Source organism: Methylophilus luteus (assembly GCF_042676265.1).
GTDB classification, from domain to species: domain Bacteria; phylum Pseudomonadota; class Gammaproteobacteria; order Burkholderiales; family Methylophilaceae; genus Methylophilus; species Methylophilus luteus.
Genome location: NZ_JBHTKB010000002.1, coordinates 422,141 through 448,966, shown reverse-complemented (window position 1 = coordinate 448,966; position 26,826 = coordinate 422,141). Strand labels below are relative to the sequence as shown.

General features: G+C 50.2%; 20 protein-coding genes. 4 read left to right on the top strand and 16 right to left on the bottom strand.

Annotated features, from left to right (window positions below; translation table 11 throughout):
* Positions 1 to 21: 21 nt before the first annotated feature.
* From ACFQ1Z_RS11660 to ACFQ1Z_RS11595, 14 genes are all read right to left on the bottom strand, one after another.
* Positions 22 to 534 (bottom strand): hypothetical protein, encoded by a 513-nt coding sequence (locus ACFQ1Z_RS11660; RefSeq protein WP_379057795.1) that lies wholly within the window; start codon positions 532 to 534, stop codon positions 22 to 24.
* Positions 531 to 1,094 (bottom strand): hypothetical protein, encoded by a 564-nt coding sequence (locus ACFQ1Z_RS11655; RefSeq protein ID WP_379057794.1) that lies wholly within the window; start codon positions 1,092 to 1,094, stop codon positions 531 to 533. Before ACFQ1Z_RS11655 ends, ACFQ1Z_RS11660 begins: the two co-directional genes overlap by 4 nt.
* Entirely contained in the window at positions 1,082 to 1,603 is a 522-nt protein-coding gene (locus ACFQ1Z_RS11650) for a hypothetical protein (protein ID WP_379057793.1), read from the bottom strand. The genes ACFQ1Z_RS11655 and ACFQ1Z_RS11650 overlap by 13 nt, the downstream gene beginning before the upstream one ends.
* The gene (locus tag ACFQ1Z_RS11645) at positions 1,603 to 2,505 is read right to left on the bottom strand and encodes a hypothetical protein (protein ID WP_379057792.1); all 903 of its coding nucleotides are present in this window, start codon (positions 2,503 to 2,505) and stop codon (positions 1,603 to 1,605) included. The genes ACFQ1Z_RS11650 and ACFQ1Z_RS11645 overlap by 1 nt, the downstream gene beginning before the upstream one ends.
* A complete protein-coding gene (locus ACFQ1Z_RS11640) occupies positions 2,486 to 4,186 on the bottom strand; it encodes a GspE/PulE family protein (RefSeq protein WP_379057791.1) in 1,701 nt (566 codons plus the stop codon). Before ACFQ1Z_RS11640 ends, ACFQ1Z_RS11645 begins: the two co-directional genes overlap by 20 nt.
* Positions 4,187 to 4,280: 94 nt before the next feature.
* A complete protein-coding gene (locus tag ACFQ1Z_RS11635; RefSeq protein WP_379057790.1) occupies positions 4,281 to 5,474 on the bottom strand; it encodes a type II secretion system F family protein in 1,194 nt (397 codons plus the stop codon).
* Positions 5,475 to 5,527: 53 nt separating this feature from the next.
* Positions 5,528 to 5,959, bottom strand: coding sequence for a type II secretion system major pseudopilin GspG (gene gspG / locus ACFQ1Z_RS11630; protein WP_379057788.1), 432 nt, complete (start codon positions 5,957 to 5,959; stop codon positions 5,528 to 5,530).
* Positions 5,960 to 5,983: 24 nt separating this feature from the next.
* Positions 5,984 to 7,330 (bottom strand): TolC family outer membrane protein, encoded by a 1,347-nt coding sequence (locus ACFQ1Z_RS11625; protein ID WP_379057786.1) that lies wholly within the window; start codon positions 7,328 to 7,330, stop codon positions 5,984 to 5,986.
* Entirely contained in the window at positions 7,330 to 8,724 is a 1,395-nt protein-coding gene (locus ACFQ1Z_RS11620) for an HlyD family type I secretion periplasmic adaptor subunit (RefSeq protein WP_379057784.1), read from the bottom strand. Before ACFQ1Z_RS11620 ends, ACFQ1Z_RS11625 begins: the two co-directional genes overlap by 1 nt.
* A gap of 10 nt (positions 8,725 to 8,734) precedes the next feature.
* A complete protein-coding gene (locus ACFQ1Z_RS11615; protein ID WP_379057783.1) occupies positions 8,735 to 10,462 on the bottom strand; it encodes a type I secretion system permease/ATPase in 1,728 nt (575 codons plus the stop codon).
* Complete coding sequence (locus ACFQ1Z_RS11610) at positions 10,459 to 12,228, bottom strand: type I secretion system permease/ATPase (protein WP_379057782.1); 1,770 nt, start codon at positions 12,226 to 12,228, stop codon at positions 10,459 to 10,461. The genes ACFQ1Z_RS11615 and ACFQ1Z_RS11610 overlap by 4 nt, the downstream gene beginning before the upstream one ends.
* 218 nt (positions 12,229 to 12,446) lie before the next feature.
* Complete coding sequence (locus tag ACFQ1Z_RS11605; RefSeq protein ID WP_379057780.1) at positions 12,447 to 14,630, bottom strand: calcium-binding protein; 2,184 nt, start codon at positions 14,628 to 14,630, stop codon at positions 12,447 to 12,449.
* A 90-nt stretch (positions 14,631 to 14,720) separates the two neighbouring features.
* Positions 14,721 to 15,731, bottom strand: coding sequence for a hypothetical protein (locus tag ACFQ1Z_RS11600; protein WP_379057779.1), 1,011 nt, complete (start codon positions 15,729 to 15,731; stop codon positions 14,721 to 14,723).
* Positions 15,732 to 16,141: 410 nt separating this feature from the next.
* Positions 16,142 to 19,654 carry a TonB-dependent receptor domain-containing protein gene (locus ACFQ1Z_RS11595; RefSeq protein WP_379058010.1) on the bottom strand — a complete coding sequence of 1,171 codons (3,513 nt, stop codon included), beginning with the start codon at positions 19,652 to 19,654 and terminating at the stop codon, positions 16,142 to 16,144.
* 82 nt (positions 19,655 to 19,736) lie between these two features.
* On the opposite strand from ACFQ1Z_RS11595, the gene ACFQ1Z_RS11590 reads away from it, so the two are divergent.
* On the top strand, positions 19,737 to 19,910 hold the full coding sequence (locus ACFQ1Z_RS11590) for a hypothetical protein (protein WP_379057778.1): 174 nt from the start codon (positions 19,737 to 19,739) through the stop codon (positions 19,908 to 19,910).
* Between the two features lie 18 nt (positions 19,911 to 19,928).
* Here ACFQ1Z_RS11590 and ACFQ1Z_RS11585 read toward each other — a convergent pair whose 3' ends face one another.
* Both ACFQ1Z_RS11585 and ACFQ1Z_RS11580 read right to left on the bottom strand, forming a co-directional pair.
* Positions 19,929 to 20,891 (bottom strand): FecR family protein, encoded by a 963-nt coding sequence (locus ACFQ1Z_RS11585; RefSeq protein ID WP_379057777.1) that lies wholly within the window; start codon positions 20,889 to 20,891, stop codon positions 19,929 to 19,931.
* Positions 20,892 to 20,926: 35 nt separating this feature from the next.
* Entirely contained in the window at positions 20,927 to 21,343 is a 417-nt protein-coding gene (locus ACFQ1Z_RS11580) for a sigma-70 family RNA polymerase sigma factor (RefSeq protein ID WP_379057776.1), read from the bottom strand.
* Between the two features lie 446 nt (positions 21,344 to 21,789).
* On the opposite strand from ACFQ1Z_RS11580, the gene ACFQ1Z_RS11575 reads away from it, so the two are divergent.
* The 3 genes from ACFQ1Z_RS11575 (at position 21,790) to ACFQ1Z_RS11565 (ending at position 26,761) form a co-directional block, all read left to right on the top strand.
* Positions 21,790 to 22,194 carry a hypothetical protein gene (locus tag ACFQ1Z_RS11575; protein WP_379057774.1) on the top strand — a complete coding sequence of 135 codons (405 nt, stop codon included), beginning with the start codon at positions 21,790 to 21,792 and terminating at the stop codon, positions 22,192 to 22,194.
* Between the two features lie 398 nt (positions 22,195 to 22,592).
* Positions 22,593 to 25,460: an AAA family ATPase gene (locus ACFQ1Z_RS11570; protein ID WP_379057772.1), complete on the top strand. Its 2,868-nt coding sequence runs from the start codon at positions 22,593 to 22,595 to the stop codon at positions 25,458 to 25,460.
* Entirely contained in the window at positions 25,457 to 26,761 is a 1,305-nt protein-coding gene (locus ACFQ1Z_RS11565; RefSeq protein ID WP_379057770.1) for an McrC family protein, read from the top strand. Before ACFQ1Z_RS11570 ends, ACFQ1Z_RS11565 begins: the two co-directional genes overlap by 4 nt.
* Positions 26,762 to 26,826: the final 65 nt, after the last annotated feature.

Below are 26,826 nucleotides of genomic sequence, written 5' to 3'. Positions count from 1 at the left end.
TTCTATTTATGATCTGCTTATTCAAAACACCACCCCGTTATCCAACCCATGATCCAACCTTATCTCAAAGCGATCAGCCGCATGCTGCAAAATGACTTTCTGTTGATCCAGCACCGCCACCTTCCAGCCTGCAGCGAACTGGTCGCCTTCGTGTAATACATATTGTTGCTGACCATCGGTCAAAAACACCGTCCAGCGCCCGTCTTCCTGCAGGCGGCCAGCATAGGTATACGGGCTGACCGGCACAGCGACAGCCACTGCGGCGCTTTCTGCTACCGGCTCCGGCATGGCACTGAATAAATTCACGCCGGCCTGCTGCTCGGCCAGCGGCAAGCCAACGCTAGCGCTGGCCAGGGTTGCTGTCGAGGTTGCTGCCGGCAGTTGCGGCATGGCCTGCGCCAAAGGTACGCGCGCCCGCACCCGCGGAGTGGCCATGCTGCTGGCTACAGTAGATGGCTGCTCAGCCTGATCTACCCACCAGCAGGCCAGCAAGGTCAGCCCCAGGGCACCCAGCATGATCCAGCCCCGCATCATGCCGGCTCCTGCCTGCGCGTATACAGGCTGAACTCGATATAGGCTTCTACTGCGGTTTGCATCACATCGCTACGTTGCAGTTTGAACTTGCTCAGCGCCAGGCTGGGGTAGTCCTGCAATACCTGGTTAAGGAATTGCCGCACCTGCAGGTAATCGCCTTTCAGCGGCAGCTTGATACGCTGTATCTGCAAGGTGGCATGCTCAATGGGGATAGATTGAAACTCGGCGCGCTCGAAGATCATGCCCAGGGCATCGGCCTGTGCCAGTATCTCGGCGCTGATCGCGTCGGCCTGTTCTTCTGACGGCCATTGCTGCAGCGCCTGGATCGTAGTGGCTGCAGCAGAGGCTGCTAAAGATGGCAACGGCGTTCTACTTGCCGGTGCCGGCTCCGGTAGTTGCTGTAGCGCCTGCTGCAATTGATGGCGCGTAAACAGCGCATGGCTCAATAACGCAGCAAGTAGCAATACCAGAACCAGCATGGCAGTCAGCCAGCGCTGCCCCGACCTGCCCTGCTGCCAGCGGAAAATCAAACGCTGCATCTGTAGCTTTAATAGCGCCATCCGGCCTCCAGCTGCAAGGTGGTCATGATTACTCCGTTCACATCGGTAGATTCACTGGTATTCAATTTCACGTCTGCCAGGCCGGGTTGCTGTTTGAGCCGCTCGACCAACGCCCAGCCCTGCTTGCGATGCGGCGCCAGCACCGTCATGCGTATATGCTTGCGTTTGGCATCCGGTGCCAGTTGCATCCAGTACAGTTGCGGCTGCTGCACTTTTTCCAGCGTATTCAGCAAGGGCAGCCACGGTGTCTGTATCTGCGCTTGCGCCTGAGCTAATTCTGCACTGCTGGCCTGTTTGCTAGCCAAAGCAACTTTGTCAGGTGCTGCGCCGGCCGGTGCAATCATGGCCTGCCGCGCCTGCACCTGCTGTTGCAAGGCCGCATTGTCAGCTGCCAGCTGGTTATAAACAGCAAGCAGCACGCCCGCCACCAGCAGCAGTAGCAGCCCGGCCAGCAGCGTGCCTGGCCCCGGCACCTGGCCTTGTGCATGATTGAATGACAGCCGCCGCATTACGCCAGCCTCCTGCGTAATTGCTGGTGAAAAGCCTCACCCAGCCAGTACACAGGCTGCACATCCACCAGGCGGAATGGCGCCAGCGAGGCTGCCGTCATGCCACTCGCTTGCGCCTGTGGCATATACACCGGCAACGCAGCCCAGTCAGGGTGCATGACCTGCTCGCGCAGCAGATACTGGCTCAGGCTGGCGCGCCATTGCTCATCAACCGGCAGATAACGTATCTGCTGCCATTGCCCGTGCAGCAGACAGCCTATGGTCAGGCTGGCGGATTCGCGGCTGATGATCCAGCCGGCCTGTGCCAGTTTTTGCTGGCGCATGCCATGCAAGGCCTGGTTCGCCGCCAGCATCCAGGCTGGTGCGATCACGCCCGGCGTTAAACGCAGCTCGGCAAACAGCGCATGCAGTTGCTGTGCCAGCCCGGGTGGCATGGCACTGAGCAGGGTGCTCTGCCCATAACCGCCGGCCTGGGCCTGACTCTGCCAGCCTTGCAGCTCCGGGCCGAAACACTGTTGCAGGCCATGGCTGTAATAAGCCTGTTTTTCGGCGGCACTGCGTACCTGTTCTTGCCAGGGCAGCACCAGCCAGCGCGTATATTGCTCGGAAAGCACTATCACCACATGCCAGCGCTGGCCTGCCAGCGGGCTGAGCACCTCGCGCAAGGTCTGCCATAGCATTTCCGGCGGCAGCGTATCCTGCGCTGTGCCGGGCAGGGGGTGATGTTGATGGCTGGCCAATGTGCGTGGTGCGCCCGGCCGCAGCTGGCGCTCAAACTGGAATATCTCCAGCGCATCGCAACTTACCACCACCCTCAGTTCAGGCGCAAGCAGTGCCTGCCACCAGCGGCGGCTGTCAGCAAAATGACTATCGATGCCGGGATCAGGATAATGCTGTAACACGGTTGATCTCCTGCAAAGTGGTTTCGCCTGCCTGCACCAGGGCCATGCCTGCTTCACGCATGCTGCGTGTGCCTGACTTTGCCGCCAGCGCCTTGATCTGGCTGATAGGTGCTTTGGCGACTATCAGTTCGCGCATGGCATCATCGAACAGCAGCAATTCGGCGATGCCTTTACGCCCCTTGTAGCCGGTGCCGTGGCACTGGCCGCAGCCCTGGCCTTTTTTAAACTTGAACTGGGCACTGGCCTGGGCATCGAGGCCGGACTTTAACAACAAGTCCGGTTCGGGCTGGTCGTCTACTTTGCAGAACGGGCAGATCACGCGTATCAGCCGCTGCGCAAGAATGACGTTCACCGCCGACACAAAACTATAGGCATCCACCCCCATATTGGTAAAACGGCCTATCACGTCAAATACATTATTGGCATGCACGGTGGTCAGCACCAGGTGTCCGGTCAGCGCCGATTGCACGGCGATCTGTGCGGTTTCGCCATCGCGTATCTCGCCGACCATGATCTTGTCCGGGTCATGCCGCAAAATGGAGCGCAGGCCACGCGCAAAGGTGAGGCCTTTTTTCTCGTTGACCGGTATCTGCAGCACACCGGGCAGCTGGTATTCGACCGGGTCTTCAATGGTGACTATCTTGTCCTGGCCGGTATTGATCTCGGAGATCATGCCATACAGAGTAGTGGTCTTGCCGCTGCCGGTGGGGCCGGTCACCAGGAACATGCCATACGGCGCCTCGGCCTGCGTGCGTATCTGCGTGAGCATGGCCGGGGCAAAACCCAGCACTTCCAGGCTGATGCCCTGCGCTTCACTGAGTGCCTTGCGATCGAGTACGCGCAGCACGGCGTCCTCGCCTATCACGCTGGGCATGATAGAGACACGCAGATCTATCTCGCGCCCCAGCGCATGCACTTTGCAGCGGCCATCCTGCGGGATACGGCGTTCGGCGATATCGAGTTCCGACATCACCTTGATCCTGGAGATGGCCTGCTCTGCCTGCATGACACCGCTCAGGCCACCGACTTCATTGAGCACGCCGTCGATGCGGTATTTCACGCGCAGGCCGTGTATGGTGGATTCAAGGTGGATATCGCTGGCGCCGGCTTTGAGCGCGTCGTATAAAGTTGAGCGCACAAAACGCACCACCGGGCTGCTGTCTTCGCTGATGGATTTAAGTGACAGCTGCTCTACCGGCACCTGGTCTTCGCTGCCGTGGCCGTCTTCGGTGTGCATCTGGTCCAGCGCACGCATCTGTGATTCGTGAAACTGCAGACAGGTGGCGATATCGTTGCGGTGCGCCAGGCACCATTGCACCGGCACGCGCACGCTATTCTGCAAACGCAACTGCAGGCCGTGATCAAACGGGTCTGCGATCACCAGCTTCACCTGGCCCTCCTGGTTCTGCATCAGCACCGCCTGCATGGCCACCGCCTGATTAAAGCTCAGGCGGTCAAACAGCGGCTGCATGGCATTCAGGTCCAGCGCAGTCACTGCCGGGTAGTGCATCAGGCGGGACAAAGCCAGCACAAACGCATCCGGCAATAATGCAGATAACTCTTCCAGCACTTCAAGCAGCGGGCGCCCGCTCTGCGCAGCCAGGCTATGGGCTTCAGCCAGCAAGTCTGCTGTCAGCGCATGCGGCTCGGTGCCGGCCAAGGGCAAATCCTGCATATTCATTCCATATTCCCTGGATCTTGCCTAACTATCATTCGATGGTGCTCTTGGTTGTGAGTAGCAATCATTCGATGGTACTTTTGGTTGTGAGGAGCAATCATTCGATCGCTCCTGCCAGCTCAAAAATAGGCATATACATCAACACCACCACCAGGCCGACGATCAGCCCTATCAACACCATCAGCGCCGGCTCCAGCAGCTTGCTCAGCCACTCGACCCGGCGCGCCGTATCTTCATCATAAAAAACACCTATGCGGCCCAGCATCTCATCCATCTGCCCGGTGCGCTCGCCCACGCGCAGCATGCGGTTGGCGATAGAGGTGGTCAGGCCGTGCGCTTCCATAGAAGAAGAAAGTTGTTTGCCTTCGCGCACCTCACTGATCACACGCTGCAGTACCTGCTGCAACTCCTGCGGCAGCAAAGATTGCACCATGCCCAGCGCGGTGAGCAAGGGAATTCCTCCCTGTAATAACATGCCCAGCGTGCGGTAAAAGCGTGCCAGTTGGTATATGCGCAAGGCCTCGCCCAGGCTGGGGATACTCCATACCCGCTGCATGACCCAGATCTTGCTGGCCGGGCGGCTGAAGATCAGCCACAGCAGCACGCTGATGCCCACGGTGCCCAGCAGCACCCACTCACCATGCCCCTGCAGCAACTGCCCCCAGCGCAACAACATGCGGCTGGCCCAGGGCAGGTTATCGCCGCCACTCTCGTAAATAGTGCTGAAGCGTGGCACCACATAACCGAGCAGGAACAGCACCACCATGCCGCCGACCACGATCAGCAACACCGGGTAGATAGAAGCAGAAATGATCTTCTTGCGTATGGCGTCGACTTGCGCCTGGTAGGCGACATGCCGGCGCAAGGCCTGCGCCATATCGCCGGTGCGCTCACTGGCGCGTATCAATGCCACATACAGGGCACTGAACACCTGCGGTTGCAGCGCCAGCGCCTGTGACAGTGGCAGGCCTTCGTAGAGGGCAGCACTGAGCCGGGTCAGCACATGCCGTGACTGCTCGTGCTGCTCTTTCTCGGCCAGACCTTCTATCGCTTCGATCAGGCTAAGCCCGGATTCGAGCAATGCCAGCAGCTCCTGGCTGAACAGGCTCAGGTTAAAACTCTGCTGTTTGAATGGCCATTTCGGCAGCCAGCCAGCGCCATCGGCCTGGCGCACCTGCAAGATGCCATAGCCTTGTGCCTGTGCCTGCTGGCGCGCAGATTGCTGGTCAGCCGCTTCCAGCGACAGCCAGCTGACCTGCGTGCCTTGCATGACTTTAAGCTCGAATTTCATGCCTGCCTACTTTCTTTACCGGCATGCTCAAGCATGCCAACTACAGACTGCCATCACCAGTTACCGACATCACTGTCTGCATCCTGCCCGCCGCTGACGCCGTCACTGCCCAGGCTCCACACATCGTAATCGCCATGCTCGCCCGGGTAACGGTATTGATATTGCCTGCCCCATGGGTCGGCCGGCACGCCTTTGGCCAGGTAGGGGCCTTGCCATTTGGCCTCGTTGTCAGGGTTGCGATTGAGCGCGGCCAGGCCTTGCTCACTGCTAGGATAATGGCCGACATCCAGCCGGTAAGTGTCCAGCGCGCGTGACAGCGCCTCAATCTGCGCCTTGGCAGTCTTGGTTTCCGACTTGCCGATCTGGGCAAAGTATTTGGGGCCTACATAGCCCGCCAGCAGACCGATGATCACCATCACCACCAGCAATTCCAGCAGGGTGAACCCAGTTTGTCTGATTGTTTTCAATAGATTAGTTTTTTTCATAAACATAACTCCTACACTCACACTTTATTTTTTTGCGATAAATAACTGGCTGACGCGGCCTAATGCGTCCAGCGTCAGCTGCCCGCTGCTGAACTGCAGATTCACCCAGTCGCTGATCAGGCTGTAGTACGCCTTGGTGAGCGACAACTGGTTGTTGAATAATTTCTGCTGCGCATCCAGCACTTCATGGTTGGTTTTAAAGCCGGCCTGAAAGCCTTTTTGCGTGCCGTCCAGCGCCACTTTTGCCGACTGCACCGCTTGCTGGTAAGCGCTGATGGATTGCTGCTGCGCGATCAGGCTCTGGTAATATTTGCGCACATTGAATTCGATCTCGCGCGATTTGGCGGTCATGGTCTCTTCACTGGCGGTGAGGCGGCTGGCACTCTGGCGCACATTGGCACTGACGTAGCCACCGGCAAATAAAGGCACATTCATTTGCAGGGCAATGGTAGAAGTATCAAAACGCGAACCCAGCGTATTGTTACTGTCGTTCTGGCTGTATGAACGCACGCCGACCAGGTCCAGCGTCGGGTAATGGCCGGCCTGTTTTTTCTCCACATCTTTTCTGGCGACATCGATATCCAGGCTGGCGGCCATCAGTTCCGGGTGATGCTGGCGCGCAAGCTCCAGCCAGCGTTCCACACTGTATTCGCTGCCCGACAGGGTATTCAAGCCAGCGACCACCAGCTCGGCTGACAGTGCATGCGGTGCGCCTGTCAGTATCTGCATGCTTTGCTGGCTGGAAAGCAGGTCGTTGGCCGCCTGTATCTTCTCGACTTTGGCGATATCCAGGTTAGATTGCGCTTCATTCACCTCTACCACCGTGCCACTGCCACGCTGATAGCGTTGCTCGGCCTGGCGCAATTGCTGGTTCACCGCCTCCAGCTTGTTGGTCTGCAAAGTCACCCGGTCTTGCGCGTACAGGGTCTCTAGGTAGACCGACACCAGTTTGAGGATAAGCTTGGCATTTTCCTGTTCCAGCAGTGACTCCTGCGCGGTGACATAAGACTTGGCACCGCCGTAAATGGCGAAGGTCTCCTTGTTGTACAAAGGCTGCCTGACAGTCAGGCTGTAGTTCTCCAGCTCGTAATTGATATCAGAGTTGAGCGCGCCTATGCTGGTCTGCGTGGTGCGGTCGGTATTGCCGCGCCCGCGCATCAGCCCCAGTTGCACCTTGGGGTAAAACAGCGCTTTGGCCTTGGTCAGCTCTTCACGCTCGGCTTCGGTATTGGCGAGTGCAGCACGAAAATCGGCATTGTGCGTGACGGCCAGCTGATACAGGCCGTTGAGGTCGTCTTGCGCCTGCGCTGCCAGCACGCACATCAGCAGGCCCAGGCCGGATAACACGTTTGATCGGTGACCCCAGGGCATTACTCTTCCTTCATTGAAGCGGCTAAACGTTTACTCAGCGGATGCAGCCAGTAATCCCATAGCGTGCGTTCACCGGTTTTGATCACCACCTGCACCGGCATGCCAGGTTGCAACTGGCGGCCTTGCAATGCTTTAGTGCCTTTTTCGGTCAGCACTATCCGCGCCAGGTAGTAGCTCTGGCTACCTTCTACGGTGGCCGCCGGTTTGCTGAGCAGGTCTTTAGAAACCGATTTCAACTTGCCTTCTGCCAGCAATTGCGGGCTATTGGCAAAGGTGGAGAAGCGCACGTCGGCGGCCTGGCCGGTGTGTATCTTGTCTATCAGGTGCGGCGGGATCTGCGCATCAACGATCAGCGCCTCACCGGAAGGCACGATATCCATCAGTTTCTGCCCTGGCTGTATCACCGCGCCGGTGGTGTGCACCTGCAAACCGACCACCTGGCCGGATGCCGGCGAGCGGATCTCGGTACGGCCCAGCTCGTCACGCAGCGCCAGCACCTTTTGTGCATCGGCTTCTACCTGCAGTTTGACCTGCGCCATTTCGGCGTCTATCTCTTTGCGTTCCAGCTGCTGGCGCTGGTTGATCTGCTGCTGCAGCTCCATGATGGCGCGCTGGGCGCGTATGATATTGGCCTGCGTATTGGCGCGCTCGCCATGCAATGCCGCCACGCGCTGCTCAAGGTCGTTCTGCTGGTTGCGCGGCGCATAGCCTTCGGCGGTCAGGCCACGCACGCCCTGCAACTGGTCTTCAAGCAGCCGCAGTTGAGACTCGTGGCTGGCAAGCATGCCCTGGTAGCCCTGCACCATGGCCTGGTAGCCGGCGATGGATTCGCGTTTGCCGGCGATGTCGGCGGCCAGCGCAGAAGTCCTGGCCAGCAGTAATTGTGACTGGTTGCGCATTTGCTGTTGTATCAGCGGGTCTTGCTGTTGCGCGAGCAAATCAGGGTGAAACGCGATTGCACTGCGCTGCGCCTGCTCGGCGCGCAAGCGGTCTTCCTGCGCGCGCAGCCCGGCATAGCGCTGGCGTACTTCTTCGTAGCGCGCCTTGCTCGCCATATCATCCAGCCTGAATAACACATCGCCGGCCTGCACCTCTTGCCCTTCGTGCACCAGCAAGGCACTGACTATGCCACCAGACAGGTGCTGTACCACTTTGTGGTTGCTCTCTATGCTGATCTGGCCTTCGGTAGGCACGCCTTCGTCTAGCGGCGCATAGGCGGCCCAGAGTACGAAACCGATCACCCCGGCCAGCAGGATGGCAGCGCCTTTTCTGGTGTGGCCGCTGCTTTGCGCATAGCTTTCTATCGCATGTACATTGCCAGGGCCGGCATGGCTGCTATTGCTCAGCGCCGCATCTGCATGTGTAGGGTTCAACTGCATAGGATTTAACTGCATAGGGATACACTCATGTGGATGGCGCAGTCATGCCAGAAGAAGCTGGCTGTGGCGCAGCAGACTGCAATTGATTCAGGTAGGCGATGGCGGCATCACGCGGGCCGTGATGCACCACTTCGCCGCGTTTGAGGATCAGCAGGTCATCGGTGACTTTCAGCACACCGGAGCGATGCGTCACCACCACTATGGTAGTTTGCAAGCCTTTCAAGGCTTGCAGCAATTCCATCAGCCGTGCTTCGCCAAACTCATCCAGGCTGGCGTTAGGTTCATCCAGCACCAGCAAAGGCGGCTCTTTATAAATGGCGCGCGCCAGCCCCAGCAGCTGGCGCTGGCCGCCGGACAGGGGCAGGCCCTGCTCATCCAGCCGGGTATCGTAGCCATGTGGCAAACGCAATATCGCTTCGTGCAGGCCTACGCGCTGGCAAGCCTGGATGATATGCTGGCTTTCGAGCGCGCCAAACCTGGCCACATTCTCGGCGATGCTGCCTTCCAGCAATGAGACCTGCTGCGGCAGATAGCCTATGCCGGTTAGCAGCGTGCGCGCATTGCTGGCCAGTATGGCGGACTGGTTGATCTGGTAGCTGCCGGCCTGCGGGGTGACCACCCCTACCAGCAAGCGCGCCAGCGTGGTTTTGCCGGAACCGGAAGGCCCCATGATGCACAGTAAACGGCCGGGCGAGATGCTGAGGTTAAGGCTATTCAGTATGCGCCGTGCCTGCAGCTCTACCGTCACCCCGTGCAGTTGCAGCTGGTAAGGGCGCTGCAGTGGCTGTATGGCAGGCAAGGTCTGCAGGTGCTGCTGCCGGCTGGCCAGCATAGCCTGCAGGTCGCTGGCTGCGGCATTGGCCTGCAACCATTGCCGCCAGCTATGCACGATCACATCGAACGGTTGCAGGGCGCGGGCGATGAGTACGTTAGAAGCGATCATGGAACCGACGCTGATCTGGCCTTTGATGGTCAGCCAGGCGGCGATCGCCAGCATCAGCGATTGCATGGTGTAACGCACCCATTTATTAACAAACTGGCTAAGGTCACTGGCGGCCAGCCAGCCATGTTCGGCCTGCGACTGCTCGGCCAGCAAGGCCTGCCAGCGCTGGCGCAAAGTGTTAGACATGCCCAGCACATGGCTGGTCTGCAGATGGCGTATCTTTTGCTGGATAAAGTTCTCAGTGTGCTGCTTGCTTTGTTGCGCTTGCTGCGCCGGGCCGGCGATGACGCGCTGGTTCCACCACGCCACCAGGCACTGGACCAGGCAAAACACCACAGCGGTGGCACCCAGCACCGGGTGCAGCACAAACAGCACTGCGATATACACCACACTCCACGGCATATCCAGCATGGCAAACAGCCCTTGCCCGCTCATAAACTGCCTGACTGTGGTCAGTTGTTGCAGAGACTGCACCGGCGACTGGTTGAGCGTGGTGCGTGCATCAAAAATGGCAGAGAAGACCTGCTTGCCGTAGGTGAGGTCGAACTGCACACCGGTTTTGATCGCATACAGGTTGCGCAACCAGTCTGCCCCTGCCATCAGCAACAACAGGCCGGCAGCCAGCGCGGTGACCGCCACCAGGGTCAGGGTGTTACGGCTTTGCATGACGCGGTCATACAATTGCAGCATATACAGGGTAGGCACCAGCATCAGCACATTGGTCAGCAGGCTGAGCCAGGCCATCTGCATGAATTGCGCGCGGAACGGCTTGATCAACACCCACAGTGAATGTTGCCTGGCTGGTTTCATGGCTGCGCGACTTTCACTGCTTGGGCGGTGGCGGGTTCAGGCTTGACTGGCCCGGACTTGACTGGCCCGGACTTGACTGGCCCGGACTTGGCTGGCCCGGATTTAGCCGCCTCGGGCTGAAAGCTCGCCAGCACATCATGCGGCTTGCCGTAACGTATCATCTGCCCCTGGCACATCACCAGCATAAAGTCGGCGATATTGAGGATATGCTGCAGGTGGCTGATAATGATAAAGGTGGTGCCCTGCTGCTTCAGGCGCGCGATCGCCTGCTGAAAAATGCGCTCGGCAGCGGTATCCAGATTGGCGTTCGGTTCATCGAGCACCACGATGCGCGGTTTGCCATACAGTGCCCGCGCCAGGCCCAGCAACTGCCGTTCACCACCAGACAGCGGCACGCCGGATTGCCCGACCAGGGTATCCAGCCCTTGTGGCAGCTGGTTGATCCAGTCGGCTAAACCCAGCAACTCTATCACCTCAGACAACGCCTGGGGGTCAGGGCGGTTAAAGCGGCAGATATTATCAACCACGCGGCCATCAAACAGGTCTACTTCCTGCGCCAGGTAACCCACATATGGCCCCAGCCTGTTCTTATCCCAGCCATGCACGTCTACGCCGTCGTAACGTACGCGGCCACTAGTAGGCGCGACCAGCCCGACCAGCAATTTTGCCAATGTGGTCTTGCCCGAGGCCGAAGCGCCGGCCACCACCAGCACATGCCCGGCAGGCAGGCTGAACTGTACCTGGCGGATAAACACTTCGGCCTGGGCCTTGCCCGCTTGCGGCTGCGCATAAGCCAGCTGGTCTACCGTGACTTCACCGCTAGGTGGCGGCAGCACTAGGCCGGCGCTTTTTTGCGTAGCACCGGCAAACAGGCTTTCTATGCGCTGCCAGGCAGTCCACGCTTGCTCATAGGTTTTCCAGTTGCCCACACATTGCACCAGCGGTGCCAGCACTCGTGCCGCCAAAATAGAAGCCACTATCATCATGGCGCCGCCATTGAATAACTCGCCGGCGATAAACAGGTAGCAAGCCAGACCCAGGATCAGGCTGGTCTGCATGGTCTGCAACCAGCGCGAAGCCGCCGCGTTCTTGCCTGCCAGCTCAGAAGCCTGCGCCTGTTGCCATAAAAAACCATGCTGGCTTTGCAACCAGCGCTGCTCCACCGGCACTATCATCTGCATGGCCTGCATGGCATCGGCATGGCGGCTGATGCTGGCAAAGTAACGCTGCGATTCCATGGCGTGCTGATTGGCCTGTTTCATCATGGGCGCCACGCGCGCCTGGTTCTGCAGGGTGAGCACCAGTTGCACCAATAGCCCTAACAAGGTGAGCACACCCAACGCCGGGTGGATCAGAAAAACCGCGACCAGAAAGATCAGGCAGAAAGGCGCATCCATCAGGCCCAGCAAGGCAGAAGAATGCAAAGTGCTCTTCAGGGTAGAAAAATCAGAGAATACTTGTTGTGCCGGAAAGTCCGGCATGGATAATTTGGCACTGAACACACGCTCGAACAAACGCTGTTGCAGTGATTGCTCAAAATGGTGAGAGGCGGCCTGTAACAGGCGGCGGCGTTGCCACTCCAGCGCTTCCATCACCAGGTAGGCAAAAGCGGCCATCAAGGTCAGCATCAATAATGTAGACACATTACGGCTGTTGATGACACGGTCATACACCTCCAGCATATACCAGGAGGGCACTAAAATAAGCAGGTTGGTGACGACGCCAAACAGCCATACTTTGCGCCAGGTGGGCCAAAGTTCGGACATGACTTGTTTGATAACTTCAGATTGCGACAACATATTCACCAGGGATAATCATAAGTGGCTACGTGGGCAAATTGCTGCGTTGCGCGGTACTCGTAACCAAGCCGTACTTCTTGTACTGTCTTGGTTCCTGCGTTCCGTGCGCCTTGCACTTTATCCCGCTCGCTCACTTATTTTTTAACTAAAAACTGCGGACGCTAGGCCGTCCACAGCTATCGCAATTAAACGATGATAAAGTCCGAAGTGGACAGTGTGTTCACGCCAGTCAGAATGGCAATGTCTACCTTGGCACCGCTACCATTACCGTCAGCGTCATAGCTGAGAGTTTTGGTCGTGGTGTTGTAAACCAGGTAATCATTGGCGTCCTGTGCAGTACCAGTGGCATTCACACGCAACATGCTGGCGTTAAAACCAGCCAGGTTGCTGTACTGGTCAAGATGCAATTCCAGCTTGTCAGTACCACGGGTGAAGTCAGTGATGGTATCTACACCAGTCAGGTTGAACGCAGTGTTGGTGTAAGTCTGCACAGTAGTTGCAGAACCTGTCACCACTTGCTCATATACTTTGCCGAAGACGAACTTGTCGGCACCGCCACCGCCAGTCAGCGTATCGTTACCACCATTGCCAACAAACACGTCAGCCTTGCTGGTGCCGATAAAGGTCTGCTGGTTGGCATTACCTTCAAAACGCAAACCATTGGTAGTCACGCCTGAAGCATCCACCACTACATTGTTGATAGTGCCGCCGTTGTTACCCAGGGTGTTGGAGAGGTCAGCCACTGTGCCATTGGCTTTAAAGTAGTAGTGGTCATTCAGCAGTTGCAAGTCTGTATTTTCTACATTCAAGCGACCAACCGTACCGCCCACTTGTACGACTTCCATAGACTTGAAGTTGTCGTTGTTGAGCACAACAGTACCGTTAGCCTTGGTGTTGGCACCAATGCCGGTAGTGATACGCAATGTGTCTACGCCATCACCACCCACGATCACATCGTGTTTAGCGCCAGTAGCGATCCACTCTTTGTTACCGTCATCCGCTTTAGAAGTCGTGCCTTGCACACCACTACCAAAACCGCCGATCACAAAAATGTCATTGCCTTCGCCACCGTCCAGGTAGTCAGCACCACCATGGCCGATCAACAGGTCATTGCCGCCGTTACCATAAGCAGTGTCATCACCCAGACGCAGGGTCGCGTAATCAACACCTTCACCACCGATCAAGGTCTCGCTGGCACCGGCTGACTCATTAGCACCGTCAACACGGGTAAAGCTACCTGCTTCGCCTTCGCTGGCGTCATAGATGATATCAACGTTGTGGAACAAGTTAGCAACAGAGTAATCGTCAAACTCGATAGAAGCTTTGTTATACTCCACCTCAACCGCACCTACGATAGTGCTTGCAGGCTCAAACTCAGCTTCTTCAAACTCGAGCTCAATAGTCACTGACTCAGAAGGGCCGCCTGCTACACCATAAATGTGAGTACCTGGATTCAGGAAACCTAAACCTAAAGACTCACCATTATTTTCTAATTGCTCAGCTGACAGAGTGATATTTACACCGCTAGCTAACTCAATACGTTCTATACCAGTGAATGCGATATTTTCAAACTCACCAGACTGGGTGAATGCGAGAGTATCTACCGCGTTATAACCAGCAATCGTTGTAGCGAATGTGCTAATTGCTGAGGAACCAGGACGAGTTACAATATTTAGACGAACATCAGTCTCAATCTCTTCAGACATTTCCTGATCTTCGATTTCAACATATTCATTAGTTACTGTATCAAAGACGACTAACTCCTCCTCCTCTTCGCCACCCTCTTCTTCTTCGCCCTCTAATTCACTTACATTAATATAACGAGCTGCATCACCATTGTTATCAAGTCCAGAAACGCCACCACTGATAAAAAGATTAGTTGCATTTTCTTCAGAACTAATTAAAAAAGTATCATTCCCTTTACCACCAATCAAAAAATCATCACTGGTAGCCAGATACACGTTTCCATCAATAGTTTCGTCTCCAGCAGTTGCTCCTTGGCCTTCTACATAATCAGCCCCAGCACCACCCGTTAAGATATCATTACCTTCACCGCCAAATATCGAATCTGCGCCATCCCCACCTGAAAGCACATCATTGCCATCTCCGGCAGCGATATAGTCATTACCAGCGCCTCCATCAACAACATTATTCCCATTGCCAGCATCAATTACATCATTACCAGCACCTCCTGAAATAACATCATTACCTTCACCACCGAGCAAAACATCATCTCCGCTGCCACCCACAATCACATCATTCCCATCGCTGCCATCGATAAAATTACCTAAATTATTACCAATAATTAAATCAGCACTTGTGGTACCTGTATATTCCGTTTCCGTTGCATTGAAAATTTTTGTAGCCATTTTAAACTCCTTAATCTCAAGAACTTATCAGTAAGCGGCAAGGCAATAATCTTCTGCCTTGCCTTACTCGTTTATTTACTCACTGCCTAATTAATATGGTTGCAATGGAGTTGGAGAGTTGGCAGTTAATCCATTTGGAGGAACAAAACCACTGATGTTAACTTGGATAAAGTTCTGGTCTGCCGCAGGATTTGCACCATCTGTACTTTGCTCTTGGAAAGTCTGACGTAAGCGAATTGCGTTACTTTCAGTTGCTGGAGCAGCGGTTGTGCATGATGTACGAATATAGAACATTGCAGAGCTAGCTGTAGTGGATCCATCGTCATCTCGTGCATTGACGTCAGTCGTAAACTCAACCCAGTTATTGTCTAAATCTGCGGTTTGTTGCGCAGCACCCGCACTACCCGGCCAAGCATTTAAACCATTAATAGAAGGGTTGCCGCCCAAACCGGTTTGTGGGACATCTTGGTCACCAGGACGATGTTGGACAGACTTATAAGCACGACCAGCGCGGAACAATACTTCAGAGACGGCTGTCATTCGAGCATACGCCACTTCCACATTCCTCGGAGTTGCTGCCACAGTATCAATGAAACCACCTCGTGCTATGCCGTTTGCCTCAAAATACTGGTTACCTACAGCCGTTGTATTGTAGTCAGTAGCTGTTGCAGTAAATTTGGTACCATAAATGCACATTGGCGTTGGTGTTACAGGTGCGGTGGCAGCTGGTTTACGCCACACTACATCTAGCACATTGCCGATAACAATTGGGGTGTTTCCAGAATAAATATTATTCAAAGTGACTGGCCTATTTGCTGATGTCACTAATGTATATCCAGTAACAGGAGAGGCAAGGTCTGCTGCTGGATTAGGCGTTAAAAAGCACTCGTTAGAAGGCGAAGTGGTAGGACTTTTGATACTTACACCTGAACCAAAATTACCAGTATTGTTACATGTAACATAAGCCGTTGTTGCTCCAGCAACTGTGGGATGAGGTAGAGGCGTAGTTGTTGGCAACGCTGTAAATCCTGGTGCTGCTAATGCATATGCAGAATATGCAACACTTCCTAATACTGCTAACCTCAATGTCATGTTTTTCATGTTTTAGTCCTTTTAAAGAAGGTACAATTAGCAGGCATTTGTGGCTGCCCGCATTCACCAATTCACCACAATCGTTAGTTCCTGATAGTTCTAAGCCGGTTGTAGTTGAATGCTGTAAAAAGGCATGTCACAAATGCCTCCTGTGGAACTTAGTAAAATTGGCTGACCGGTAACGGATTTCCTGAAGGGTTGACCAGCTTCCGAAGAGCAAGACAAAAAAAACGCTCCCCGTGAAAGGCACAATTTTTACTTCCAATGCTGGCACTACACTCTCTAAACAAAGAGTGCTTACGGCGACCTTCACTAAGCGCTCCATTTGCCCTACCCTTTCAATAAATTAATCATTTGAAAGCATGTTCACCATAATCAAACTCATCCCAACTTTCATTAGGATTCTTTCCCTTTAGTCCTTAATCAGGAACAAAATGCCAGTTGAGGCTAAACCAGATCCCGCGCGGCGCTCCCGGCGCAACAAAGTTTGTGCTCAACCAATCTCCTGAGTTATGGTTGTATCCATCAGGACCGACAGCACCGTTAATGCTGGGAGAAAATGGGTTCACACCCAAGCGTCCTGCACTGAAATACTCTTTATCAAACAAGTTATTAACCAGCATTGTCGCCGTCCATTCTTTGTTCAACTTATAGCTTGTTTGAAAATTGAATACGGTATAGCCAGGTATTTTTCCTGGGTTCGATGATGGCTGACGATAAACGGTCTGATAACCCGTTGCTGTCCCATTTGCATCATAAGTAGGAATGATGACGGGGCGAGCCACTCCAGGACGATGCTCATTGTTTTCATTCCCACGTAAATAAGACCACGAATGCAGAACCGCACCTAAATTCACGGTCCAGTCAGGCGTGATGTCATAACTGAAATTAGCATTAAGGTTATGTAATGACACCCCAGGAATGCGATCACCCGGCTTTACGGTAATCTCGCCAGACGTTGTATCATCTGTACCGGCTATCACAATCGGTGTAGTCGCACTACTATTGGCATCGCCACCGGTTACAAAGGTACTGCGGAATTTGGCGTCAGTGAGGGCATAGTTAAGGCCAAATCTGGCCTTGCCTAATTCGCCTTTCAACCCCATTTCAAGACCTTGACGTCGTGTTTTACCAATGCTGTCAAAAAAGTTCTGGTTACCAAAGTAGGTGACCATATAAATATCATTCTTCAATTCGGTACGGTAATACCCCATATTCCACTCTAGGGACTCACCTAAACGACCACGTGCCCCAACGTCGAATGTTTCTGCCCGCACTTGGGGTAAATAAGGGTCACCAGATAAACCACTAGGCAATTGGCAAGAGCGACCCAAGACAACACTTCTGGGCATAAAAATGGGATTGCCACTTGGGTCAGTACCGTAACGCATTGGCGTTTTATCCAATGCACAACCCAACTCAACGACACTTGGCGTTCGTGTACCTTGGGCCCAATTGGCATATATATTCAGATTTTCTTTGGCTTGCCATGTCGCACCAAGTGAGGGATTGAGCGAGTAATAACTGAATTTTTCATGCTCAGCTGGGAGGGTCTGAAAACTTGGAAATGCGCTTGTATAACCAGTGCCGGGACAAGTACCATTTTGCATACAAAATGCAAAAAGAGCTGGGTCGTTTAAATACCGATTTAGGGTGATTTCTGATTGACCAAAGTCTCGTGCTGCCAGGGTTGTATTTACTTGCGTTTGGTTATAACGTAGCGCGCCTGTCATATGGAAAGACTCGACAGGAGTCCAAGTCTCACTTAAGTAAATACTTTTGGTAATTGAGTTGCCATCGAAGTTGTTATTAGGAATAGCAAAATCCGCAGCTTTAAACACATCAAGGGCACGGTCCGGGTCTATTGTTCCATTCCTTTTACTATCAAAAAAACCAAGCTGTTGTGAATTGTTATATTCAGCATAAGCATTATCGATGGAAACACCCACCATAAACTTATGTTTTTCCAGATTCCAGTTAAATTGGAATGAAGCTCCATCTACTTTTTGGTTGATATTATTGTTGTTAATCACTGCTGTGGGAACACCATCCACTACACCGCGACCACCGTTAGATAATCCATCAATCGTAACAAGACCATTTTGAGCAACGAGTGGATTGTAATACTTGCCAAGTGCCGTATTCACTTGTGTGTTCAAGCATTCTGTTCCATTTCTAGCCTCTTTAAATGCGACTAAATGCCACACGCCATCCGGGGTAAAGTAATTTGAATGCGCCATTGCCCCTAAAATGCTATAACCAAATCCTGCACCAAAAGTGCTGGGGGTAGAATCCACGGCAAATTCGTTTTGAAATATTGGACCAGCAGTGAATGTTGCAAACGGTAGAGTAACCCCAGGCGCAGGCACATTAGCTCGGACTAGCGGAGCCGCATTACCCCAATAAGCAAGATTAGCGCGAGCAAGTTCCAAAAATGCAGAGGCCTCTGGAGTGTTTGATAATGTTTGCGAGGCTTGATCTAGCAAACCAAAGTCTGCATTCCCGGTATTAAAGAAGTTATTTAAAAACGCACTGCTAGACAAGTCGTTAGGATCTGGTACGTCGATAACTATAAAGTCAGACAAACCAAGCTGCGCAGCTTGACCTGTACTATCAAACAAACATGTGAAATCTTGTCCATTCAGATTTTGGCTAAGTGCCTGACCTCTGTAATCTGTATAAACATCAGCGTTTTTTTGAGTTCTTTTGCTATTTCTCCGGTAAACCTGACCAGTGATGGTAAATATATCATTTACAAAATAGCTACCAGATAACTGGAATTGCGACAGCCGATTTTTAGTTTCATCAGGACTGGTAAATACGCTGCTACGGTTTTGCTCGTAAAAGTTTGTAGGCACTACACCGTTGCCTGTCAGGTCATTTCCCACAAGCAATGTGCTTAAATTGAGATCTAATTTATCACCTCGGTAACTAGCTTTACCGAAAAACTGATTGACCTTACTCGGGGAGTTATCCCGCCAGCCATCTTCAAGGAAAAAATTACCAGCGCCAAATAACGCAACAGTGCCATTATTCCAACCAGCCTCACCTTGCAAATACTTTCGTCCATAAGAGCCAGTTAAAATAGTTGCATCTGTGCCTGCATTATTAAAACCATCTTTGGTTTTTACTGAAAAAGCACCGCCTAAAGTCCCTAAACCAAAAATAGGATTAGAGCCTGGGAATACGTCCACACTAGATAACGCATTCATGGGGATCATGTCCCAGTTAACTACGTCACCAAATGGTTCATTCACGCGAATGCCATCAAAAAATACTGACAAACCTTGCGGAGTACCGATCTGCGGGCCAGCAGTAAATCCGCGGTATTGCACATCCATCTGGAATGGGTTGCCCTGGTAATCATTGACCGTCACTGATTGAAGCTTACGATTCATTAAATCGGTAATGCTTAGGGAGTGTGCTTCTTTGATTTCCTTGGCCGAGATACTCTGTACGTTGCCGGGAATTTGCTCTTTGGTTAAACCCAAACCGGGCAAAGGGCCGATTTCATAAAAGCGTTTGGCCCGTACCTCTACTTTTTCAAGTTGTACGCTTTTATCCTCAGTTTTAGGTGTTTTCTGAATATATACGCTATCCCCCTCAATTTTAGGGACAAGACTACTGCCATCCAATAAACGTCTTAGAGCCTCTTTGCGCGTCATACGACCTCTCACCTCTGGAGCAGTCTTGCCAGAAACCAGGTCATTGGGAAAAGAGATACTCATGCCGGTGGCTTTGCCTAAAGCATGCAACGAGTTAGCCAATGGCTGCTGTGGAATATCAATATTGACCGGCACACTGAACGTCTCCTCTTGCTGTTTAGGCACTTGTGTATTCAATGCTTCAGCGCAGGCAAACTGCGCCGAAATCCCCTGTAACAATGCAAACAATGTGTACATTGCACATTGTTTAAATTTTATGATCTGCATCACCTGAATCTCCCTCTATATAGACTCATCTCTGGGAGAGAGAAAAACCTGACGTCGTTTACCTAACTTTACATTTATTGCCATGCGCGTGATTTTTCCAGGCGAGCTTTTTGAAAAATTTAGAGGAGAAATTGATGTGCCACTGCCGAGCTTTTGTGAGCCATTAATCAAATGGCGCGGCTTGATGGCGCCCTCAAAAATGCTGCTTGCAGCGGGAATAACAGGCATAAAAAAAGGTGCCTGCAGGCACCTTTAATTAGAATTGATTGTCGGCCTAGCGGCTTTTAACCAATGTGTACTGCGGAGTGTCTTTGACTGTGACCGGGGCGATATTTGGTAAGCCGCGCAGGAATTGGTCTATATCGCGGATATTGATATCGGCTGAAATATTACGGATATCTTTACCCAGGGAATGCACTGGTTTTTGACGGTAACGTGAAACCGTGGTGGCGATCTCGTTGATATCCGCGCGGTCAAACACCAGGCGGCCATTGAGGAAAGCGAAGGCATCCGCTGCCGGACGATTCACCAGCACAGTGGCATAATTGGGGAAAACTTCTACCACCTGACCATTGGTGATCACGCGGGTCTCGGCTTGAATATTTTGTGTCTCTTGGACTTTGGGCTCTACTTTGACAGTGCCATGGTCTACACTCACGCGCACTAATTGCTCTAATTTATTCACTGCGAATCTGGTGCCGAGCACGGTGACACGCGCGGTGTCGGTCTCCACAATAAATGGGCGGTCCGGGTCTTTAGTCACCTCAAAAACGGCTTCGCCTTCTTTAAGCAACACATGGCGCTCATGCCGGTAATAAGTGACTTCCATATCACTCTTGGCGCTGAGGGTGACGCGTGTGCCGTCATCCAGCGTTTTAAAGGCTATTTGCCCCACCGGGTTTTGCGCCGCCATTTGCATCACCGGCGTAGCCTGCCAATCAAGGTATTGCTGGTGAAAGACAAAACTCATGATGCACAGCAGGCTGACAAGGAACAATTGGCCGACACGGCGCTGCCGGTTTTTGCGACGTGCTTCTTGCGCCAGAAAAGCATGCTGCTCGGCTTCATCCGCCAGGGTAGATAATGACTCAGGCGAACTCATCCTACGCATGGCGCGCGTGATACTTTCATACTCCGAAGCGTGCCTGGGGTCATCTGCCAACCAGCGTTCAAACGCGTCACGCTCAGGCGTACCCTGAGAATGCTCGCGCATCCGCAGATACCATCGTGCTGCCATTTCGCTGACTGTCATCGGTTTAAGCATGTGTAAGATTAATGTGCCATTTTTTGCTGGAAAGCGCGGATATCTAGCATAGCACGAATGAGGTGTTTTTCGACCATACTGGTACTGATCCCCAGGTGGGTAGAAATGTCGCTTTGTTTCATTTCATCCACATGGTAAAGCCAGAACACCTGTCTACACTTTTTAGGCAGTAAATCGACGATGCGCTGCAGGTTATAAAGCATCTGCCGCGTCTCATAGATCTGCTCAGGCGAGCATTCGAGGATCATCGCCGTTTCGTCGATCTGATCTTCTTCGACAAACCGGGTGCGATAGCGATATTCGTCCACCATCAGGTGATTCACGATACCGTTAAGAAAAGCCTCAGGGGCAGATTCGCGCGCCGGATTGCTAGACACAGCAAAAAACACCAGCGCATCATGCAAAATATCTTTCGCGCGCTGCACGCATGCCGTCCTGCGTCCTATGCGTCTGAGCTCCACTGTATAAGCCCACTTCAAATCAATTCCGCACCATGCAAGCGTGTCGCTCATATTTCCCACCACTCAAGATTTTACATTTACGCAAACATGTGCAAAACGCGTGCCATTACATTTATTTGCATTAAGAGACTGATTCTCAATTATAAAAATCTTTGCTAGTGAATTTTTCCCGAATTAATTCGGGTTGAATACAACCATTTTTACCAAAAATGGTTTTTTACAGCCAAATCAAACCAATTATGTAAAAGGATTGTTTCAAATTTTTATGCCTGCATGCTTACTTCTATTACGAATATAAGCATCTGAAACTTTGCTTCATTTTATGCATCGATAAGTCGTTTAAAACTTATATACTCACCGCAGAACCTACCCAAGCTGTATTGCAAACAAGCAAATAGAAAGTATAGCCAATGTTGAAAAGAGCACTCATCCCCCTGCTGGCCTTATTGGTTGCATCCTGCGCCCAGCAATCAATCACCACAACCAACACTTACGAAAAGGCAATGCCGTACTCGAAACCCGAAATTAAAAAAGTGGAAGCCAATCAAGAAGCAGCATGTGCTAAATATTCATACAAATCCAACATCCGCATCAAACGGATGAAAGCAATCAACGCAGCCATGAATGAGCCAGGCTTATCCCAAAAGCAAAAAACCGAAAGGTATGATGCTGCAATGGCACACCTTAATGACGGGCTGGAAGATTCCGAACAGTTAAAAGACAAATGTGATGCATTGAATAAACAACTGGACGAAATGTATAAGGCAAACCACATCGCCGGCGATAAATACCTAGATCAGCGCAAAGGCAAATGATTGGAGATAAGCTTCTGCAGTTAATTAAAGTCTAATGCTGGCCCTAGCTGGGGTAGTTTCACATCGCCCTTATCGACGTATATTTGGTTACCCGCAATCAACTCTGGATGCTACTGAACCATTTCGGAACCTATAGATAAAAAGTATCGTAACTCATTGATTTATCGATGCTTTACAAAATATCCACAGACTCGGCAATAAATGTCGCTCGTCTGCCTAAATTTTCCTCTGTAAATCGTCTCCTCCCTCACAATAAGTTAATAGTCGCTTTAGGAACTACATAGTAGGCAAAGACATTATCCTAATCAGAATATAGAGCCTTAACGATCCACACATAAATCTAATTTATACTAATTAGAATTTTTATTATTCAAAAAAATAACAAAGGAATAAATCTGGTGGCTTCTATCATTGAACGTCAAGCCTTATGGGATCAATTTCTAAAACGATGGCCTATCGCAAATCTTGAAATGCTAACCCTTCAAGAATATTGCCAGGCAGGGAATACCGATGTCTTTATCTTTTGGATGGAGTCTAAAACAAGTATTTTAGGCTCCATGTGGGGAGGATCTGCTTTTAAATTTGGCGTTTACTCCCGTAAAGATCAATCAGAAAAGGTAGAGGGCTCTGGCAAATCTTATAACGAACAATACGCTTGGTATACAAAATACGGTGACAACGCAGAAAAGGCGTTTGAGATAGTAAGAAGCCACATCGTCGCTATTGCAAAAGCGGCTCAGAATGGGGATTTAGAGCAGATTGAAAAGATTGATATTGGTACCGCTTTTAAATGGAAAATTGCCTTCTTGTACCAGAATCAAAATCGCCCCAGTATTTTGCCTATTTATAAAAGCGAATATCTTCGCATTATCACTGAGTCGACTGAAAAGCGCATGTCAATTATGAATAGACAGATAATGCAAGAGATTAACGATAGAAATGTTCTTGAATATGGTGATGAATTATGGAGCACGTTAGAGCCAAAGCTAAAGACTGAGCTATCACCCTCTGAGGCAAAAGCATATCTAGATCAGTCTGAAAGCTTTGGCTCCATTAAAGCACCTACCAAATATATTGCTGGTTATCAGCACAAGCTTGAACAGAGGCATCAACTCGCATTAACTTTAGATAATCAGAAAACGACTATTTACTTTAACCCAGGCAATTGGATTCAAAGTATTGAATCCCAATTGCAAGAGGTTATTTACTATACGGCAGAAAAATCAAGAAGCAGTAACATAGCCGCCAATGCTCCACAACTGGCTGTAGGTAATCCCATGATTAAAGCCGTTGTGCCAAATATGAGTGCGTTGATTGCCGTGATTGAAGCTTATGAAAAAATCGATAGTAGTGACACTAAATTAACTAACAAAAGCAATTCATTACCAACAGATTCTGAGATAAGAACAATGCCACCATTAAATCAAATCTTATTTGGCCCCCCAGGCACAGGTAAAACGTACGCTACCATTGATGAGGCTTTACGTATTTTAGACAAAAACTTTCTGACAACTAATCAAAATAATAGAGATGCACTAAAGAAACGTTTTGATGAATTAGAAGCAGGTGGACATATCCGATTTGTTACCTTTCACCAAAGCTTCTCGTACGAAGATTTTGTTGAGGGTTTGCGTGCGGAGAATGATCCAGATGGTAATTTACGCTACGAGGTAAAAGAAGGTGTTTTTAAGGAAATTTGTGACTCAGCTGCCGCTAAAGTGACCAAGCAAGCAGAAACCCATATTGAGCTTACTGGCAGAAAAATCTGGAAAATGTCACTGGGAAACACCCAAGGTGAAGATGCTTACATTTATGAGGACTGTATCGAGAATGGTTATGCCCTCTTAGGTTGGGGTGGACTTACAGACTTCAGTAATTGTAAAAATAGAGAAGACGTATACCAAGAGTTTCTTAAATCAGGCCATAAAGTTAATAAAGATGATTACGCAGTTAGAGCTGTAAGCACTTTTTTACTGAAACTAAAGGTGGGGGATCTTATAGTTGTTTCAGATGGAAATACGAAATTCCGTGCTATCGGCGAAATTACCAGTCAGTATCGGTCTATTAGTCGTGAAGCTCAAGAAGATTTGTATGGTCAATGTAGAAATGTCAAATGGTTAAGGGTTTATAAACCCTCGTTGCCTTCCAATCAATTAATGCATAATCAGTTTAGTCAGATGACTTTATATCAATTGCATAATAGCTCAATTGATCTTAAAGCATTAGCTGCATTATTGAATGTTGCTACACCACCCAACTACAGATTAATCTCGGACATTTATCAAGTTAATGAATTAATTGGCAATTATAAAGTCGCCAAAATCACAGAAGATTTAATCGAATTAACCAAGCCTAATGGCAGCACTTTGCCAATTGGAATGTCATTACTAAAGGCGCTTGCTGAATACGTTCGAAATGGAAAAATAAGTATAGAAGATATTCGTAACAAAGCAGTGTTTGACAAGGTACCAGATTCAAGCCTTGAAAAATTTTTAGTGAATGGTTACAACAACATTTTGCCATATCTGGTCAGTAAATTAGTATCAAATAAAATCTTAGATCCAAACTTAAATGCGGGCCATTTAGAAAACAATAGAAAAGTATTGATCATTGATGAAATCAACAGAGGCAATATTTCACGCATTTTTGGTGAGCTGATAACACTAATCGAACCCTCCAAGCGTGAAGGTGCGGATGAGGCACTAAAAATCACGCTGCCCTATTCTAAAAAGCCATTCATGGTGCCTGGAAATGTATTCATCATTGGAACAATGAATACAGCAGACCGCTCCTTGTCTGGTTTAGACATTGCGTTACGTAGACGATTTATATTTAAAGAAATGCCACCTCAACCAGAACTATTAAAAAATACTTTTGTAGAAGGAGTAAATGTTGGTGATATCTTAGAAGTAATGAATGAGCGTATTGAAGTGCTATTCGATAGGGAACATTGCCTGGGCCATGCCTACTTCATGCCATTACGTAAAGAAAATACTCTTCCGAAACTGTCTTTAATATTTAGATCACAAATATTACCTTTGCTTCAAGAGTACTTTTTTGAAGATTGGGAGCGTATTGCTTGGATATTAAATGATCAAAACAAATCCAGTAATCAAGCATTTGTACAAAATTCAAATAATAACTTGTCAGGCTTATTTGGGAATACAGCAGAGATGCTACAAAACCTAGACAAACGTTGGCATATAAATGAAGCCGCTTTTAATAATATTGAAAGCTATAAAGGTATCTTAGGAGTTGCAAATTGAAGTATGTAGTCGTGCGTGAATATGCGCGACTAACCACAGATACGATTGAGGCGACGATCGATCAAGCGTCTGTCTCAGTGTCAGCGTTTGAATATTTATGCAATCTCTCAGCATTATATGGCAAGAGCGGTGCATCACTTTTACAAGTAGAGAACCGACGTTGGCTGCGATTAAATAACCATGTTGGAGTGATTGAAACCCCTTGCGGCACGTTGCTGGAAATCTTACCCAAGACTACCAAAGAAACGGGAGACAATAAGACTCAGGCATCAAGGGACTTGTTAATTAAAATGCTTTCAGTCGCGCTTGATCTTCCCGTACGCAATTCGGATAAAACCAATATATCAACCTTCAGACATTCGTTGCTTGAATGGGTAATGAAAGAGTTTACATTGGCTTTTGATCAGTTAATTAAGTGTGGGGTTCGATTTGATTACAAGCGAATAGAAGATGAGCAGCGATTTCTGCGAGGGCAACTAGATGTCACTAGACAAATGCGTCAACCTCCAGGAAAAGGGCATATATTCCAAATTAACCATGATCTATTTTTGACAGATAGACCAGAAAACCGGTTACTCAAATCTGCAATTGACCGAGTTTGTAAACATACTCAGCAAGTAGAAACTTGGCGACTGTCACATGAAATCTCAACTCTAATATCAGATATTCCACAGAGTAAATGCATTGATATCGACTTTAAGCAATGGTCAAAAGATCGCCTAATGGCCCATTATCAACCAATACTACCCTGGTGTGAGCTAGTACTAAGCCAACATATGCCTCTATCGATACGAGGTAATACGCAAGGTATTAGTTTGCTTTTCCCAATGGAGAAACTTTTCGAGCGCTATGTTGAAATTAAAATACGGAAGCAGTTATCAGCCATTTATTCGTTAAAGAGACAGGCATCTAGTAAATATTTATGTGCCCATGAAAATGATGGAATGTTTAGGCTATTGCCAGATTTGTTAATCCAACGAGATGGACAGAACATTGCAGTACTTGATACTAAATGGAAATTGATTTTCTCTACTGACAAAACAAACAAATATGGCCTAAACCAACCTGACTTTTATCAGCTTTTTGCTTATGGGCATAAATACCTAAATTCAAATGGGCCTTTGTTTTTAATTTACCCTTTGATTGACACTTTTAGTGCTCCCTTGCCTTCCTTCGACTTCTCACAGACTCAAGAGCTTTGGGTAATTCCATTTGACCTGGAAAAGGACATGCTACATTGGCCTGCATCATGGGATTTTAAACGAGACATTACTACTCAATTAAATAGATACACACCATAGTATTTTTGCTGTTTGCGGTCTGATATGTACGCTCTCAGATATACATGAAAAATGCATAATCAAGC